This window comes from Mucilaginibacter aquariorum, assembly GCF_024498135.1.
In the GTDB taxonomy this organism is placed as follows: Bacteria; Bacteroidota; Bacteroidia; order Sphingobacteriales; family Sphingobacteriaceae; genus Mucilaginibacter; species Mucilaginibacter aquariorum.
The window spans coordinates 165,448-183,341 of record NZ_JANHOH010000008.1; the positions used below are offsets into that span (position 1 = coordinate 165,448).

The 17,894-nt window shown below is 42.5% G+C and carries 13 protein-coding genes and 1 tRNA gene; 9 read left to right on the forward strand and 5 right to left on the reverse strand.

The annotated features are described in order from the left end of the window. The first annotated feature begins 47 nt into the window (after positions 1–47). From NPE20_RS21630 to NPE20_RS21645, 4 genes are all read left to right on the forward strand, one after another. Positions 48–3,218, forward strand: a complete 3,171-nt coding sequence (locus tag NPE20_RS21630) for a SusC/RagA family TonB-linked outer membrane protein (protein WP_256540792.1) — start codon at positions 48–50, stop codon at positions 3,216–3,218. A gap of 27 nt (positions 3,219–3,245) precedes the next feature. After that, positions 3,246–4,862: a RagB/SusD family nutrient uptake outer membrane protein gene (locus NPE20_RS21635; protein WP_256540793.1), complete on the forward strand. Its 1,617-nt coding sequence runs from the start codon at positions 3,246–3,248 to the stop codon at positions 4,860–4,862. Positions 4,863–4,978: 116 nt separating this feature from the next. Next, on the forward strand, positions 4,979–7,837 hold the full coding sequence (locus NPE20_RS21640) for a TIM-barrel domain-containing protein (protein ID WP_256540794.1): 2,859 nt from the start codon (positions 4,979–4,981) through the stop codon (positions 7,835–7,837). A gap of 273 nt (positions 7,838–8,110) precedes the next feature. Continuing rightward, positions 8,111–8,734 (forward strand): porin family protein, encoded by a 624-nt coding sequence (locus NPE20_RS21645; protein ID WP_256540795.1) that lies wholly within the window; start codon positions 8,111–8,113, stop codon positions 8,732–8,734. 60 nt (positions 8,735–8,794) lie between these two features. Here the strand turns inward: NPE20_RS21645 and NPE20_RS21650 are convergent, their stop codons facing one another. From NPE20_RS21650 to NPE20_RS21660, 3 genes are all read right to left on the reverse strand, one after another. After that, positions 8,795–9,238: a hypothetical protein gene (locus tag NPE20_RS21650; protein WP_256540796.1), complete on the reverse strand. Its 444-nt coding sequence runs from the start codon at positions 9,236–9,238 to the stop codon at positions 8,795–8,797. A 267-nt stretch (positions 9,239–9,505) separates the two neighbouring features. Further along, positions 9,506–9,580, reverse strand: a tRNA-Val gene (locus tag NPE20_RS21655). A gap of 132 nt (positions 9,581–9,712) precedes the next feature. Continuing rightward, a complete protein-coding gene (locus NPE20_RS21660) occupies positions 9,713–10,024 on the reverse strand; it encodes a hypothetical protein (RefSeq protein WP_256540797.1) in 312 nt (103 codons plus the stop codon). A 421-nt stretch (positions 10,025–10,445) separates the two neighbouring features. Between NPE20_RS21660 and NPE20_RS21665 the strand changes: the two genes are divergently transcribed. Continuing rightward, complete coding sequence (locus NPE20_RS21665; RefSeq protein ID WP_256540798.1) at positions 10,446–11,120, forward strand: ferritin-like domain-containing protein; 675 nt, start codon at positions 10,446–10,448, stop codon at positions 11,118–11,120. 25 nt (positions 11,121–11,145) lie between these two features. After that, a complete protein-coding gene (locus tag NPE20_RS21670; protein ID WP_256540799.1) occupies positions 11,146–11,988 on the forward strand; it encodes a ferritin-like domain-containing protein in 843 nt (280 codons plus the stop codon). Positions 11,989–12,057: 69 nt separating this feature from the next. On the opposite strand, the gene NPE20_RS21675 is transcribed toward NPE20_RS21670, so the two are convergent. Then, positions 12,058–13,800: a DUF6600 domain-containing protein gene (locus NPE20_RS21675; RefSeq protein WP_256540800.1), complete on the reverse strand. Its 1,743-nt coding sequence runs from the start codon at positions 13,798–13,800 to the stop codon at positions 12,058–12,060. A 178-nt stretch (positions 13,801–13,978) separates the two neighbouring features. Between NPE20_RS21675 and NPE20_RS21680 the strand changes: the two genes are divergently transcribed. Together NPE20_RS21680 and NPE20_RS21685 are read left to right on the forward strand one after the other, a co-directional pair. Continuing rightward, positions 13,979–14,941: an isopenicillin N synthase family dioxygenase gene (locus NPE20_RS21680; protein ID WP_256540801.1), complete on the forward strand. Its 963-nt coding sequence runs from the start codon at positions 13,979–13,981 to the stop codon at positions 14,939–14,941. A gap of 188 nt (positions 14,942–15,129) precedes the next feature. Beyond that, positions 15,130–15,915 (forward strand): hypothetical protein, encoded by a 786-nt coding sequence (locus tag NPE20_RS21685; RefSeq protein WP_256540802.1) that lies wholly within the window; start codon positions 15,130–15,132, stop codon positions 15,913–15,915. 70 nt (positions 15,916–15,985) lie between these two features. Here the strand turns inward: NPE20_RS21685 and NPE20_RS21690 are convergent, their stop codons facing one another. Then, the gene (locus tag NPE20_RS21690) at positions 15,986–17,389 is read right to left on the reverse strand and encodes an MBL fold metallo-hydrolase RNA specificity domain-containing protein (RefSeq protein WP_256540803.1); all 1,404 of its coding nucleotides are present in this window, start codon (positions 17,387–17,389) and stop codon (positions 15,986–15,988) included. A gap of 133 nt (positions 17,390–17,522) precedes the next feature. On the opposite strand from NPE20_RS21690, the gene NPE20_RS21695 reads away from it, so the two are divergent. Continuing rightward, positions 17,523–17,894 carry a BlaI/MecI/CopY family transcriptional regulator gene (locus NPE20_RS21695; protein WP_256540804.1) on the forward strand — a complete coding sequence of 124 codons (372 nt, stop codon included), beginning with the start codon at positions 17,523–17,525 and terminating at the stop codon, positions 17,892–17,894.

Here is a 17,894-nt window from a genome sequence, read left to right on the forward strand (position 1 = left end):
ACGGATAGATCTGATAGATAGCAAACCAATTAAAACTAATATAAAGTATGATGAGAAAACTACAAATTAAACATTTTGTGGCACTTATCGGATTAAGCTTATCGCTGTTGATAAGTATGTCCGGTTATGCCCAAAACCGACAGATCACCGGAACGGTTACATCCGCCGAAGGAGTTGTTCCGGGAGCTTCAGTTGCCGTAAAGGGGACTACCATAGGTGTTATGACCGATGCTAATGGAGCTTTCAGATTAGCAGTTCCGGAAAATGCAACCCTGGTTATAAGTATGATCGGATACAATACCCAGGAAATGGCCATAGGGGCAAGCAACTCTTATAATATAAAATTGACAGCCAATGTAAGCGCCCTAAATGAGGTTGTTGTAGTGGGTTACGGTACTTCCAGGCGTAAAGATCTTACAGGTTCTGTAAGCTCTGTTACCGCAGACCAGGTAGCAAAGGTACCTGTTACCGCATTAGATCAGGCTTTACAAGGCCGTTCATCGGGCGTGCAGGTAACTAATAATGATGGTGCCCCGGGCAGCGGCGTTACGGTATTGATACGTGGCGTTGGTAGTTTGGGTAGTAACGATCCCTTGTATGTAGTTGATGGTTACCCAATAACCGGCGGCCTTAACAATATTAACCCCAACGATATTGCATCAATGGATATATTGAAGGATGCATCGGCCACTGCCATATATGGTGTGCGTGCATCAAACGGTGTTGTTATTATTACCACCAAAAAGGGAAGAAAAGATGGTGTTGAGGTATCTCTTGATGCTTACACATCTGTACAATCTGAACCAAAAAAATACAAGGTATTAAATGCTGAGCAGTGGGCCACACTTGCAAACCAAACCCCGGGGTTTGATCGTTTGCCTGAATGGGCCAATCCCTCAGCCCTGCAAAATGTAAACTGGCAGGACGAAGTTTATCGTACTGGCTTAAGGCAAAATTACAACTTAGCTGTCCGCGGTGGAAGCGAAAAAGTACAGGCAGCATTTTCTGCAGGCTACTTCGATCAAAAGGGTGTAGTGTTGGGTTCTTATTTTAAAAGAATTAACATGGGGTTGAATCTTGATTACACAGCTACAAAATGGCTTAAATCATCATCAAGCGCCAAATACTCACGTCAAAACAGTAACAACCCATTTGGTACAGGTGCTTTGGCTACCTTAAGCGAGCTAATACCAACTATAGGTGGTAACAAGCTTACCAATAAAGCTAAAGATGAAAACGGTAATTATGGTTTCTATGATCCGGTAAATACTTATGTTAAAAGCTGGAATAATCCACTATACACTATCGAAACCCAGGATGCAAAAAATTTAACTAATTACTTTTTGGGCACTACCTCATTAGAGGCCACTTTGATAGATGGATTAAAGATCAAAACAAATTTAGGGGTTAATACCACCGATTATTCGGGTTACTTTTTTACACCTTCGGATACCCGTTCTTTAGATCAATATGGTGTTGCAAGCCCTAACCTTCAAAACACTTACTCGCAAAGTGCAAACAACACATTCGAGTGGTTATGGGAGAACACTATATCTTACTCTAAAACTTTTGGCGACCATGCAATTGATTTTGTGGGCGGTGTTTCTCAACAGGAAAACACTTTCCGCCAGGTGGGTGGTAGTGGCAGAAATATGATTAGTGATGCCGTAAGGGACTTAGGACAAGTTGAAAATCTGATTGCATTTGGCAACAAGCAAACGTTTACGCTTGCTTCGCAGTTTGGAAGATTAAACTACAAGTTTAAAGATAAATACCTTCTTACAGCGACAGTAAGGCGCGATGGTTCATCAAAGTTTTATAAAGGCAATCAATATGGTGTGTTTCCTTCGGGTTCAATCGCCTGGAGAGCAAAGGAAGAATCATTTTTAAAAGAGGTTAACTTTCTTTCCGATTTAAAATTCAGGGCCAGTTATGGTGAAGTGGGTAACCAGGCCGGTATCAGGCCATTCCAATACCTTGCCAGGTATAGTTCTGGCGGGCCGGCCACATCAGGTACAAACGTAGGCTATCCGTTTGGCGATACTTACCAAAATGGTTTGGCTTATGTAAATCTTGATAATCAGGGTTTAACTTGGGAAACTTCAAGGCAAACAGACATTGGTTTAGACGCGGCATTTTTAAATGGCGACCTTACCTTAACGCTTGATTATTACAGAAAAGATTCTAAAGACTTTTTGTTACAGATTCCAACAGCATCACAATCAGGTGTAACACAATCGGCCCAAAACGCGGGTAGTATCAGAAACCAGGGATTCGAGATCTCTATAAACTACAGGCATGCTATAAACGACTTTAGATATGGCTTAGGTTTAAACCTTACTACGGTTAACAATGAACTGTTGAGCATTACTAAAAATACAAGATTTATAGGCAACCTTGTAAACTTAACTACCCCGGCAAATGGATGGCAGCAGTTTAGCCAAACTAATATTGGCCAGCCTGTAGGTGAATTTTACGGTTACAAAAGCGTAGGTATATTCCAATCGCAGCCCGAGATTAATGCACTGGATACAAAAGCACCTGATGGGCACTATCAGGGTAATGCAGCCCAACCAACCCAGCCCGGCGATCGTAAATTTGCAGACATTAATGGTGATGGGCAGATCACTGCTGATGACCGTACAAGCTTAGGAAGCCCTATTCCTAAATTTTATGGTGGTTTTAATCTTGATCTTGCTTACAAGGCATTTGATTTTAACGCGTTCTTTTACGGTAGCTATGGTAACAAAATATTTAATTACCAGGCGCGTAACTTAGAGAGTTTCCAGGCACCGGGCTTTGTTGGTATACAAAACGTGAGTGTTGATTATTATCAAAACCACTGGTCTCCAACCAACCCGTCTAACCGCTATGCACGCGTTAATTATAATGATGATGTAAGCGCTAACAACGTAGCATCAAGTATATATGTTGAAAATGGCAGTTACCTGCGTTTACGTAACGTTACATTAGGGTATACCCTTCCATCTAACATTGCAAAGAAACTTACCTTAAACAGGGTTAGGTTATATATTGCCGCACAAAACCTGTTCACTATTACTAAATACAGTGGTCTTGATCCGGAAATTGGTCAGCCAACCGGTACAGATCCTAATAATAATAATAGTTCTGCAAATAACCCTACAGCATCGGGTGTTGATGTAGGTACTTATCCGTCATCGAAGTTCTACACGGTGGGTTTAAATGTGACATTTTAGATGATATTAAAGTAACAGAAACGAATAATGAAAAAGAAAATATATTTATATATACTAACAGTAGGACTGATAGTATTGATTCCCTTCAGTTGTAAAAAAGGGTTTCTGAATCAAATAGATTCATCTAACCCAACAGAGCAAGTCTTATTTAACAAGCCTTCGGATGGTATTGCACTTGTTAACGCCATATACGATACCTACCAAAATGCCGACCTGTTAAAAAAGTCGCTTTGGTATTATGCCAATTTCCAGTCGCACGATTTTTTTAACTGGGGTAACGACAGGTTTTATAATACATATGCTATACCATCTACATTTGGCGGTATACAGGTGTTTTGGCAGCGTGCCTATATTGGCATTGCCAGGGCAAACTCGGCTATTGAAATATTGAAAACAATGAAGGACAAAGGCGTACTTACCGAGGCGCTGGCTAACCGATTAACAGGTGAAGTGTACTTTCTGCGCGGAATGACCTATTACTATCTTGCAGCGAGCTTTGGTGGTGTACCGTTAGAGCTAAAAAGCGGCGCAAATGATGGTTTAAAGCCCAGGAGCACACAGGATGAGGTATTTGCACAAGTGGAATCTGACTTAAAAACTGCAGCAGACTTGCTACCCTGGAAAGAGGAGTATGATGCCAAAGAACTTGGTCGCGCTACAAAAGGGGCGGCGCTTGGATATTTGGGGTCGGCACAAATGTGGCTAAAAAAATATCCTGAGGCTTTGGCTAATTTTAATTTGCTTAATGGCAAATACAGCCTGATGTCTGATTTTATGCAGATACATGAATACAAAAATAAAAATAAGGAGGAAGCGCTTTTTGAAATACAGTTTATTGTTGCCGGAACACAGAGCTGGGGCCCAAGTAATGAAGTCGCATGGATAGGTACTTTTGGCATGCCGGAAGAGGTGTCTAACTTTGGATATGATTACGGTAATAAAGGTTTATATGATGGCTTTCAGACCGGCGACTTACGAAAAGCGGCAACCATTATAGGCCCTGGTGATATTAACCCAAGCCCGGCTATAATTGCCAGAGGAGGTATAAAATCTTATCCGTTAGTAATTGCAGGTTTTGCAAGCAGCGATGCTGCTGTTAAAGCCAAATATACAGGCGACGATGGCAAGATCATTAATACATGCGGTACTGTTACACGCCCGTGGGTAGGCTCTGATAATACTATCCCAAGAAGCGGTTATTACTGCGAAAAAATGTGGCGCGATCCAACACTGGATGGGAACTCCGGTAACGGCAATATTTTTGGCGCGCAAAATCAGATCCTGTTGCGCTACGGAGAAATTCTGTTAAGTAAAGCAGAATGCCAAGCCAGAACGGGTGATAACGCAGGTGCCTTAGCTACACTAAAAATTCTTCGTGACAGGGCTTTTGGCGGCAGCGCGCCAGCGGTGTATATAAGTGAAGGTAAAGTGATAACCGATCCGTTGCAAATGATATATCACGAATACAGGCACGAGCTTACGGGCGAATATTCAACATTCTATAATTTGCGTAGGGCAGGAGTTGCAACATCCTTTATTAAGGAAGTTTACGATATTGACATTCCTGCGGGTCATGAACTATACCCTATCCCTCAATACGAGATAGGGCTTAATCCAAACCTGGCGCAAAATCCTGGTTACTAATATTTGATTGGTTATATTTAGTAAAGGCCCTCTCTGTAATGGAGGGGCCTTTTTTTTCTCATTTTTTATTGCATCGCTCAATACCTTACATGAAGTGCTGAGCATATATAACAAACATGGTTATAAAAAGACTTACTTTATTAGCACTATTTTTTGCCGGAGCTTTCCATTCCTTATGTAATGGGCAAAGCCAAAACGCCCCTTTTAAGCAAGATGAAAGCGGCATTACTGTAACCCTTAAAAATGCACCGAATGGTGTAAATATGATAAGGTTGAAGCCCATAAATGCGAAAATTATCCGCGTTACAGCAACACCCACCAATTTTTTTGTAGAAAAACCAAGTTTAATGGCAGTAACGCCTAATAATTCGGCTATTAAACATACAGTTAACTATACAGATGATAAAATGATCGTGCTAACAGATTCTGTAAAAGTTACCGTTTCGACAATAACAGGACTGGTGGAGTTTTATGACTCGAAAGGTAATTTGTTAGTTAAGCAAAGCAAATTTGCACATGAGCCGGCATTTGTAAATGCGATGTATGACGGAGAAAGCAGTTATCGCGTCAGCCAGTATTTTGATTCGCAAGCCGATGAAGCCTACTATGGCCTGGGGCAGCATCAGCAGGGTGTAGTTAACTATAAGGGCAGGCATGTAGATCTGATTCAAAACAATACCGAGGTAGCGGTGCCCTTTGTAGTTTCCAGCAAAAATTATGGCATCCTGTGGGATAATAATGCCATAACCACAGCCGGAGATATTAGACCGCTTGAACCCTTACATGCTTTAAAACTATACAATAAAAATAACGAGGCAGGTTGGTTAACCGTCAGCTATAGCCTAAAACAAGATCCAACACGCACAGTTTATGAGCAGGCAGTATCCGATATCGATCTTAATTGGCTATCAGATGTGAAACGTTTTCCGGATAGTGTGAAAATGGCTGATGCCATAGTTACTTATGAAGGGGCAATTGAAGGCGACCAAACCGGTTTATACCAATTGCAAATCAAATACGGGGGCTATATAAAACTATGGGTAGATGGCAAACAGCTGCTTGATTACTGGCGCCAGTCATGGAACCCCGCCACGGCACTGGTAGACCTTAACCTACAGGCAGGGAAAAGCTACCACCTGAAAATGCAATGGATCCCAAGCGGGAGCGAGTCTTATTTAGGCGTTAACGTTTTATTACCGGCACCAGAAAACGTTAAGAACACCTTCGCCTTTACTTCAGAAGCTGGCAGCACTATTGACTATTACCTTGTATACGGACAGAACGCCGATAGTATAATTAGTGGTTACCGCACAATAACAGGTAAAGCGGTTATGCTGCCCAAATGGGCCATGGGGCTTTGGCAAAGCCGCGAACGCTATAAAACACAGGACGAAATACTGGCGGTAGTTAAAGAGTTTCGCGACCGAAAGATCCCTTTAGATAATATTGTGCTGGACTGGTCGTACTGGAAGCAGGACCAGTGGGGGAGCCAGGAGTTTGATCCTGCACGTTTTGCTGACCCGGATGGTATGATCAAACAGTTGCATGGGCAGCATATAAATTTCATGATCTCGGTTTGGCCAAAGTTTTATGAAGGCACCGATGCGTATAACGCATTTAACAAAAACAATTTTTTATATAAAAGAAATATTGCCAACCGCCAGCGCGATTGGATAGCCAAAGGGTATATATCTACGTTTTATGATGCCTTTAACCCCGATGCACGCAAGGCATTCTGGGAGCTAATTAGCAAAAAATTATATACTAAAGGTATTGATGCCTGGTGGCTGGATGCTACCGAACCCGATATCTTATCGAATGCATCAGTAGCCGACCGGAAATTATTGATGACACCAACGTACTTGGGCTCTTCTACAAAATATTTTAACGCATTCCCACTGCAAAATGCCAAAGGTGTTTATGAGGGGCAGCGTGCCGTTAATCCCAATAACAGGGTGTTTATTTTAACAAGATCCGCTTTTGGGGGTCTGCAGCGTTACGGAGCAGCTACCTGGAGTGGTGATATTGCCTCGCGTTGGGAAGATATGAAATCGCAAATTGGCGCGGGTATCAACTTTTCTTTATCCGGCATGCCATACTGGACCATGGATATTGGCGGCTTTGCCGTTGAGCCACGATATGAAAATGCCAAACGGCAAGATCTGGATGAGTGGCGCGAGTCTATGACCCGCTGGTACCAGTTTGGGGCTTTTGTGCCTTTGTTTAGGGTGCATGGGCAGTTTCCCTTCCGCGAAATTTATAACGTGGCGCCCAAGGGCCATCCGGCTTATCAAAGCATGTTGTATTATGACAAGCTGCGTTATCGCTTAATGCCATACATATATTCACTGGCGGGTAAAATATACCATCAGGATTATACTATAATGCGTGGGTTGATAATGGATTTTGCGGCTGATAAAAATGTGGAAGGCATTAATGACCAGTATATGTTTGGCCCGTCGTTATTAATTAACCCGGTGTATAAATATGAGGCACATAACCGTGATGTTTATTTGCCAAAGGGCAACGGTTGGTACGATCTGTACAGCGGAAAATATTTCAAGGGTGGCAATACCCTAAAAGCGGATGCCCCTTATAACCGTATTCCGGTATTTGTAAAGGCAGGTTCCATTATTCCTTTTGGTCCCGAAATTCAATATACCAATGAAAAACCGGCCGACCCTATTACTTTATATGTGTATACCGGCGCAAATGCAACCTTTACGTTATACGAAGATGAGGGGAGCAATTACAATTACGAAAAGGGCGACTTTAGCCAGATAGCAATTACTTACAATGAGGGAAGCCACACGTTAACCATCGGCGACCGCAACGGCAAGTTTAACGGCATGATAGGTGACAGGACGTTCCGGATCGTAACCATTACATCAAATGCTGCCAAAGCATTGAATTTTGATCAAAAACCGAATAAAACTATTAGCTATAACGGGAAAAATGTAAGCATCAAATTATAATTGATACTGCTCTCTTGTTTGAAAGGGTCACGATTTTATTTGTGACCCTTTTTTGCATTCATTTTGATAAAACCTTTATTAAAACTACCGAACATTTTAGCTGAAAATGGCTATTACTAATCATTTTTTGCCAGCAAAATTTTGTCGTATTTAGTGTTAAGAAAAGGGATATCTCATTCCTCTGAGTATCTGCTTGCGGGCTTAATACAGGGTGCTATTTTATATTCAGATATAAGCATCTTCCTATACTCATCCAATACTTATCCAAACAAAATGAAAAATGTTATCACGACTATCATTATTGTTTTTGGCGCATTTACCGCAACTTTTGCGCAACAACAAAAGGGAAATGTAGAATTCGGTATAAATACAGGGTTCAGCGTATCTTCGTTATCCTATGGCCTGGAAGACTTCAGTACTTTTAGAAAGTCGATCCACTTCGGTGTTTCATCTAACTATTATTTTTCAGACAGATGGAGCATTCTTGGTAAGTTAATTTACGATCCCAAGGGCAGCAATGGATTGTTTTTTATTAATCAGGATTTCAGCAATTCGTTTAGCGACCCAAGGCTAAACTACTTAACTGTTCCGATAACGGCTAACTGGCATTTCGGCAAAAAGCGGAACTGGTATTTAAACGCTGGTCCCTACGCAGGGTTTTTAATGAGTGCCAAAGAACGAGGTTCTGACAATGATATAAAAGACGCTTTTAAAAGTACAGATTTTGGAGTTTCGTTGGGAATTGGCGTAAAATTGCCGTTGTCGGAAGCGGTGAAAGCAATGATTGAATACGACCTTCAGTTCGGGGCCATAAATGCCTTTAAAAATAATTCTGGTATTAGTGCCCACAACGAAAGGGCAAGTTTAGATTTGGGCTTATGCTTTATGCTTAAATAGGTGGTTGACTTGTACTTACTGTTCGAGGTTATCCAGCAAGTTTTTGTTATTTAAAGTACATTACCTTTTTAAGAAAAGGTAACTGATTGTTTCCTTTCTTTTCACGCTAATACTAATGTTACCTATTAACATTAGTACGCAGCTGGCGAGCCATAACCAGTATCCTAATCGATAGCCTGATATTTCATGCAGACTGCCACCTTCATCGACGATTATAAATTTATTGAACATAAAAGACAAGGAGATTAGGAACGCTAATAAACTTAAAAATAACGACCGTTTGTTCGATTGCGATTTAAAAGAGAACCATGAAAGAATTAATAATGGATTAGCAAACCATGATATACCCGCAATACTGACGCAAAGCCAGCCCGTTAATACTAAAGCATAACCAGGGCCATTATCAACCTGGCCGTTGTCGGTTGAAAATCCACTTTGCGTAAGCGACGCTATGTATAAGGTAATACTGCAGACTAAGGTTATTATCTTAGTAATATTTTTCATTTCGAATTTCATTACAGGTTGAGCTAAAACTAAACAATTGTTCAAGCTTTTCGTCAAATCTATTTTCTAAATCCGCTGTGTAATACCGTTCAAAAGCGCTAGTAAATCAAAGGTCTAAGTTTCACCTGAGTTCGATTGCTTATATTCTGTGATTGCAGTTTACGCACATTTAACCGTTTGTGCAAACATCTACAAATATTTCAATGGACTTGAAGCACCTAACAACAAAAAAGCCCTTAGAACTTAATCTAAAGGCTTCCATTTAAGTGGGAGTTACTGGGTTCGAACCAGTGACCCTCTGCTTGTAAGGCAGATGCTCTGAACCAGCTGAGCTAAACTCCCTTTTGGTTCTCCTTTCAACGTTGGGCAAGCGCCTGTTCGTTTTGGGACTGCAAATATAGGGTTTGCGTTCAATTCTTCAAAAAATAATTTAAAATATTTATAACTGATAGATATACAGGTAATTGAATTTTATCACATGGCAATATTTTGGCTTCCGCGAGGATCTTCGGGTAATATTTCCATTTCCGGGCACTCAATATAGTCGGCGTACCACTGTATGGCCCCAACCACATCAAGGGCATCATCGGCAATAATATTAATGGTTTCAAAAGCGTATAGCTTGTTATGGGCGTATCCATACAATTGAATTTCGCTGTCATTTGGGCTAAACCGATCCTCATTAAGGCAAAAAACCCTAATCTTTAAACCGGTATCCCTTGAGTGTATTACATCCCGGCAGGGGTTGTTGGGATCAGTCGCCAATAAATACACGTTGTAATCCATACTTACTGTAACATTGTTACTTTCAATAAGTTTCCGATAAATTATTATACTTCGCTAAAAGAGGTACAGCGCTGATGGTTAAGAAATTGTGCGCAAGGGTTTTTTTTCTACAGTGTGAGAACCTATTTCTACAAAAGAAAATCATTGTGTTTTATAAATGTGCTTAATTTTACTGGAATGGCCCTTTTGTAAATAGGCATTGCGTTTGTATATAGCTTATTAGCCCTTCTCAAAGGGAGTTTTTCATAGGTAGATGTAGAGGCCGAAATACTGCGAGAGTTTTTCGGCCTTTTTTATGTCCCAAAAAATTCCCACTCCAATTTGCTATAAACGATAGTTTTTAAAATCTGTGTTAAGTTTTTGTGCGTACATGCGGTTATAACCATACGTTAACTTATTTACTAAACAAAACATCTAACTTATGAAAACAGAAATTAACCCAATCACAGGTGGGGCAAGCATGGCCAGGCGGTCGTTTTTGCGCTATGCAGGGGCAAGCGCCGCGGCCGTAGCCGTTATGGGTGCTGCAGCATCATGTAAAAAAGACCGGGTTTCCGTTAATTCGGGTACTGATATTGGCTCGGGTGATATTGGCGTACTTAACTTTGCCTATGCGCTGGAGCAATTAGAAGCCGCTTTTTATTTGCAGGTAGTGGCTACCCCTTACAGCGGTATCAGCTCGCTCGAAACCGCTTATCTTACAGATATTCGGGACCATGAAGTGTTGCACCGCGATTTTTTTAAAGCAGCCATAGGCAGCAAGGCTATTATGGCCTTAACTCCCGATTTTAGCAAGATCAATTTCAGCGATCGCACAAGTGTGTTAGCTGCGGCCAAATTATTTGAAGACACAGGCGTACAGGCTTATGATGGCGCCGGTTATTTAATTAAAGACCCTGGTTACTTAACCATTGCCGGTAAGATTGTATCGGTAGAAGCAAGGCATGCCGCTTTGATATCAAACTTAATTACCCCCGGAAGCTTTGCCAGTGATCAGGTTGATTCAAACGGATTAAACAAGTCCGCTTCAATTAAAGAGATCCTTACAGCGGCTAATGGTTTTCTAAAAACCAAGGTAACAGCAAACAACTTTTAGTTATAAACCATAATTACACATCGCCATGAATTTATTTAATATAATAGATGAGATAGAAAATGTTGACCCGGAGATACACGACAGGTTGAACCCGCGCCGTGCCGCAGTCAAAAATATAACCAGCTTTGGTTCAAAAGTAGCGGTTGCTGCTATGCCATTTGCTTTAGGTAGCCTGTTTAAAAAGGCATATAGTGCAACACCACCATCATCGGTTGTTGAAGTATTGAATTTTGCATTAACATTAGAGTATCTGGAAGCCGAGTTTTATAACCAGGCAACTGCAGCAAACGTTATTCCTTCTGCTAATAGAGCCTATATTGCCCCAATTACCAGGGATGAGAACGCGCACGTTGCATTCCTGAAAACCGTAATTACATCATTAAGCGGCACACCTGTATCTAAACCTAATATCGATTTATCGGGTGGCAATGGGAGTGGAAACGGGCCTTTTAAAGCGGCTTTAACTGATTTCCGTACATTCCTTACAGTTGCCCAGGTTTTTGAAGATACCGGTGTTCGTGCTTATAAAGGGCAGGCCCCTAACTTAATTGGTAACCAGGTAGTTTTAACAGCCGCCTTATCTATACATGCTGTTGAGGCCCGGCATGCGGCAGCTATCCGCCAGTTGCGATGCAGCCTTGGCCAAAGCTCAACCATAAGGCCTTACATTGAAAGTACAGCTACATTAGGTAACGATACCGGGGATGCGAGGGTTAACGGCAATTATGCAGGTGAGGAAAATACGGTGCAAGGTGGTGTTGATTTAACAACACTTACCAGTGTAAGAATAGCTACCGGTGCTTTTGACGAACCTTTAGAAAAACAAGCTGTTCTGGATCTTTTGGTTGGATCATTTATAATTGGTTAATACTTAATACTGACCTTATAAATAAAAAGAGCGCCAGTTATCCGGGCGCTCTTTTTTGTGGAATATAAATTATGGACGAGTAGGCCGATGTGACGGCTCTGCTTGTTTTTGTTGGCGTTGCTGCTCTTGCTGCTGGCGTGCCTGCTGCCTTTGCTGCTCCGCCTGTTGTTGGCGTTGTTGCTCGCGGGCTTGCTGCTGTTGCTCTTGCTGCTGGCGCGCCTGCTGTTTTTGCTGCTCGGCCTGTTGTTGTCTTTGCTGCTCGCGGGCTTGCTCTTGTTGCTGGCGTACTTGCTGCGCTTGCTGTTGTTTTTGCTCAGCCTGTTGTTGTCTTTGCTGTTCGCGCGCTTGCTCTTGTTGCTGGCTTACTTGCTGCCTACGCTGTTCAACCTGTTGTTGACGTTGTTGTTCGCGGGCTTGCTCTTGCTGCTGGCGTACCTGTTGCGCTTGCTGTTGTTTTTGCTCGGCCTGTTGTTGGCGTTGCTGTTCCTGCTGTTCTAAAACCCTTTGGCGTTGTTGCGCCTGGCCATCATCAGTAACTGCAGGCCTGCTTGCGCGTTGCGGGCGTGTTGGCTGTTGCGGGTTTTGCTCGCGCTGTTGTTTTTGCTGCTCTAATTGCTGCTGGCGTGCCTGCTGTTGTTGCGCACGTTGCTGCTCTAACTGCTGTTTTTGCTGTTCAGTTTGTTGTTGGGTAGCCTCAGATTGTGCTTTTTCCCTTCGTTCGCGTATTTGCTGTTGGCGCACAGCACCCTGCTGTTTGTCTATGGTGCGTTGCTGTTGTTGGGCATCGCCTGTAACCGCTGGTCTGTTTGTACGACCGGGCTGGTTTGCATTGCCCGGGGTTATAGCACCTGGCCTTGCAGGTTTTACATTATCCCTGTCATCATTCCTGTTAACACGTACAACTCTTGTATCAGGAGTGCTGGCTTTAGCAGCCTGAGCCAGTCTGGCCGCGTTTGCCGCATTGTAAACAGTACCCCTGCTACGATCCCTGCTACCTATACGCTGTGTTGGGTTTTGCTGTTTATAAGCATTACCATCTACCACCCTTGCAGGGCGTGCGTTGGTATTTTGCCTAACCGCAGGCCTGTATATGTTAATGTTATTATTATTAACGGTAATGCGCGATGGCCTGTTTACGTTATTTATGTTATAAACACGTACCGGGCGATGGCTGTAACGCTGTATCTCTTCGCGGCGCGGGCCGGCATTGTAAACACGGTTATTATAATTATAGCGGTTTCGTAGCCAGTTTGTATTACGTATAATGGTCCTTGTCCTGTAATACGGTACATAATAGTTATAAACGTTGGTGTAGTTGATGTACGCGTATGGTGCAAAAACCCAGTAATTATCTGGCACGGAATAATCGTCACTATATGATGCATCTATGCTTATGCCGGGTTCCATTGGTGCCCAGCCATAATAACCGCCACCATTTCTCCAGCTAACCCATGCAGGCGCCCATTCATTTCCCGGAACCCATTCCCATCCGTAGTAATTATCAAAATGCCACCTGCCATAGTGGAAGGTAGCCCATCCCCATGGATAGTCTGATACCCAGGTGTTGCCGTAAGATGTCATAGCCCAATATCCGCGTGTAGCGTAGGGCCTAAAATCTTCCTCCACATCCGGGATCCAAACATTACCGTATTGCGGGTCATAGATCCAGGTGCCGTAAGGCTGTAGTTCATCGTAAAACTCCTGGTCTGATATATATTCGCCCTCTTGCTGGGCCATGCTGGTATGCGGGGCAGATAGGATCAGCGTAAACGCTAATAAAGTTATACCCCATATTTTATTTAAAACTTTCATATCGCGAGAATATTAATATAACTGGTATATTGTATTGACTTACTTTAACTTGAAACGTTTAAAGTAGTAATTGTTTTAAAGCCATTGTCATAAAAAAATTACACAGTTATTATATTATTTATCATCCTGGACATATCTCCGCTTTTTTTAAATAATTTTGGCCTTTAATATTGAAACTATGAGTACAGTAAACATCCCTCGTCTCGATCTTGATACGTACATAAACGGTACTGCCGATGAGCGCAAAGCTTTTTCGGACAGCATTGGTAAAGCTTTTAACGAAACCGGCTTTGTAACCATCACCAACCACGGCCTTAGCAAAGAACTAATTGATAAGCTTTACACCCAGGTAAAAGCGCTTTTTGCTTTGCCCGAGGAGGTGAAGATGAAATATGAGATCCCCGGTTTGGCTGGCCAGCGCGGTTATACCGGCAAAAACAAGGAAACAGCCAAAGGGTTTAAAGTGCCCGATCTGAAAGAATTTTGGCAGATAGGCCAAACGGTTAGTGACGATGCACCCGAGAAGGCTTTTTACCCTGATAACGTGGTGGTAGAGGAGCAACCCGAATTTAATACCACCACTTTAGAGGTTTATAAAAAGCTGGAGGCGGCGGGTATCCATTTGCTACGTGCCATTGCCGTTTACCTAAACCTGCCCGAAAACTATTTTGATGATAAAGTGCATAACGGGAATTCGATACTGCGTACCCTGCATTATTTCCCGATAGAAAACCCTGATGCTTTGCCTGACGATGCAGTACGCGCAGGTGCACACGAAGACATTAACCTGATAACGTTATTAATTGGTGCCAGTGCCGATGGCCTGGAACTGCTTACCCGCGAGAATAAATGGTTCCCGGTTAAAGCGTTTGGCGAAGACCTGGTAGTTAACGTAGGTGATATGCTGCAGCGTTTAACCAATAACAAACTAAAATCTACCACGCACAGGGTTGTTAACCCACCGCGCGAAGAAATGAAGAACTCGCGGTTTTCGGTGCCCTTCTTTTTACATCCAAAATCAACTATGGACCTAACCAGCCTGCCATCAACCATTGATGAACAGCACCCTAAGCTTTATACAGATATTACCGCCGGCGAATATCTGGATGAACGACTAAGAGAAATTGGATTGAAAAAATAGATATGAAAGCCCCGGTTATCCGGGGTTTTTTGTTTTTAAAGCCTTCGGTTACCCGTGTAATCACCCCCCGGAATGCCGTGCAATCACCCAAAATGAAATATACCTACAAGTAAGTATTGCTTGCATAATAGGGTGCGGGCATCTTTGTAAAAGAAACCCAAACCTCATATTAAACACAATATTTGCGTATGAAATACCTAAAACTTATCACAATCTTTTCAATTTTACTTGTCGTTTTATTTACAGTTTCCTGCCAGAAAGAATCAATGGATGATGATGACGGCGAGGATACCGAAGAACCAGACGGCACAGGTGGCACCGCTTCGTTAGAAGCAACCTGGGCCCGCAACGATGGACAAGGAAATGCATACTTAAAACTTAACGGCACTACGGCCATAGCCTGCAGTAATGGAACTGCAACTACAGGTACCTATAATTCGGGCGCATCTACCATGACGTTTGCTGTAGGTGGTCAAATTATCGTTTTCCCGTTAAAAATGAAAAACGGGAAATTAATTGTTGGCGTTCCTGCACAGGGAACGGCTAATAACCAGGAGACCGAATATGTAAAAAGCGAGACCTGGCCATGCGGATTCGGTGGTGGCACCGGAACAGGCGGCGGTGGCACGGGTACAGGAAATGGTGGCGGTACCACGCCCCCACCGGCAAAAGGAAGCATTATAGTATGGACCAACCAGACAGAATACGGCTGGAAACCACAGGGTATAAATGTGATGTATGTAGACGTAGTTGGTATTTCAAATACGAACGCCATTTTCGGGGGGCATTACACATCTGCACCATCGTGCGGGGCGTTGTATTGTTATACTGTAGTTGTGCCGCCGGGGCAATATACTGTGAAAGGAAGAGTATACTTCCTGAAAGGCTTAGATGGAGTTACCCCGCCAACCTACAGCACCAGCCAAAATGTACAAGTACTATCCGGCCAATGCGCTAATGTTATGCTGAAGTAAAAACGTGATTGTGGTTATAAAAAGAAAGCCCGCGCAAGCGGGTTTTCTTTTTATATTTTTAATTGATGACTTATTCTAATACAACTTTTTCGTGCTGGTAGGGTATCTCTACATCAGCAAAGCCTTTTTCTCTTAGCTTATCGGCAAAGTGTTGCTGCACCTCGTATTCGCCATGCACCAGGAATAGTTTTTTTATAAGTTTTGGATCCTGGCAGGATATAAAATGCAGCAGGTCCTCGTAATCGCCATGGGCGCTCATGCTTTTGATCGATTGGACTTCGGCATTTACCTGGTATTGCTCGCCAAAAATATACACCTCTTTCTCGCCACGGGCAAGTTTGCCGCCTAACGAGTTTGGTTCGGCGTAACCAACCATCAGTATGGTGTTTTTTTGATTGTTAATGTTGTTCTTGATATGATGCTTCACCCTGCCGGCCTCGGCCATGCCCGATGACGATATGATAACGCAAGGCCTTACATCATCGTTCAAAGCAATTGATTCGGCGGTAGATTGGATAAACTTTAAACCCTTAAAACCAAACGGGTCGGCATCTGTCTTCATCACCTTTTTCACATCCTTGTTATATACTTCGGGATGATCTTTTAATACCTGTGTAGCTTTTTCAGATAAAGGGCTGTCAACATAATAAGGCACATCTGGCAATACACCTCTTAGTTCCAGCGCATTTAGGGCATATAGCAGTTCCTGCGTGCGGCCAACGCTAAAGGCAGGTATGATCACCTTTCCTTTCTTTATCTCGCAGGTTTGTTTAATTACCTCCAGCAAGGCATCTTCAATAGGGCCAATATCTTTGTGCAGGCTATCGCCATAGGTAGATTCCAGCAAAATGTAATCTGCTTGCGGGAAGGGTTGTGGATTTTTAAGCAACAGATCGCCGTAACGGCCAACATCACCGCTAAATGTGATAACTGTTTCTTTGCCATCCTCTAAAACGGTGATATGTACTGCAGCACTGCCCAGCACGTGCCCGGCATCGGTAAACTTAAATTTTAAGCGGGGGGTTATCGCGTATTCCTCATGGTAATCTACGATCTTGAATAAACGCATGGCTTCCATGGCAGCATCTTCGGTGTAAAGGGCATTCAGCAGGGGCAGGCCTTTTCGGGCACGATGCTTATTGCTATATTCCACATCCTGCATCTGTATTTTTGCCGAGTCCATTAAAAGGATGCGCGCCAGGTCCATAGTAGGGGCGGTGCAAAATATCTGGCCCTCAAACCCCTCAGCTACCAAACGGGGTATTAACCCGCAATGATCTATATGCGCGTGCGATAAAATAAGGTAGTCGATCTTCTGTGGGTTAAAACCAAAGTGCTCGTTCATGTCTTCGGTTTGGTCGCCAAATCCCTGGAACATGCCGCAATCTAATAATACACTTGTGCCATCCTGTAAACGTAATAAGTGCTTGCTGCCGGTTACATTACGGGCGGCTCCGTGAAAGGTGATATCCATTTATAAATTTGATTGTGTTGTAGAACCAAATAGACAAATAAAAGTTTAAATTAAAATAAACTAAACATTTAGTTGTTATATTGATTTATATGATATACCTTAGTATTAAGGTACTATTAGTTATTTAATGAAAATGGAAATAAAGGATTTAACCCGCGCCGAAGAGCAAATTATGCAGGTGTTGTGGACTTTGGAAAAGGGCTTTGTAAAAGATGTTTTAGATGTTTTACCCGAGCCAAAACCGGCATATAATACCGTATCAACAATTATAAGGATACTGGAAACCAAAGGCTTTGTTGATCATAATGCCTTTGGCAAAAGCCACGAGTATTACCCGGTAGTAAGTAAAGAAGAGTACAAAAATTTTGCTGCCGATAAATTACTTAGCGGCTATTTCGATAATTCGGTGAACAGGATCTTATCCTTTTTTGTGAATAAGGAAAAAATTAATCTGAAAGAGGCCGATGAGATCATGAAACTGATTGAAAAACTTAAAGATAAATAG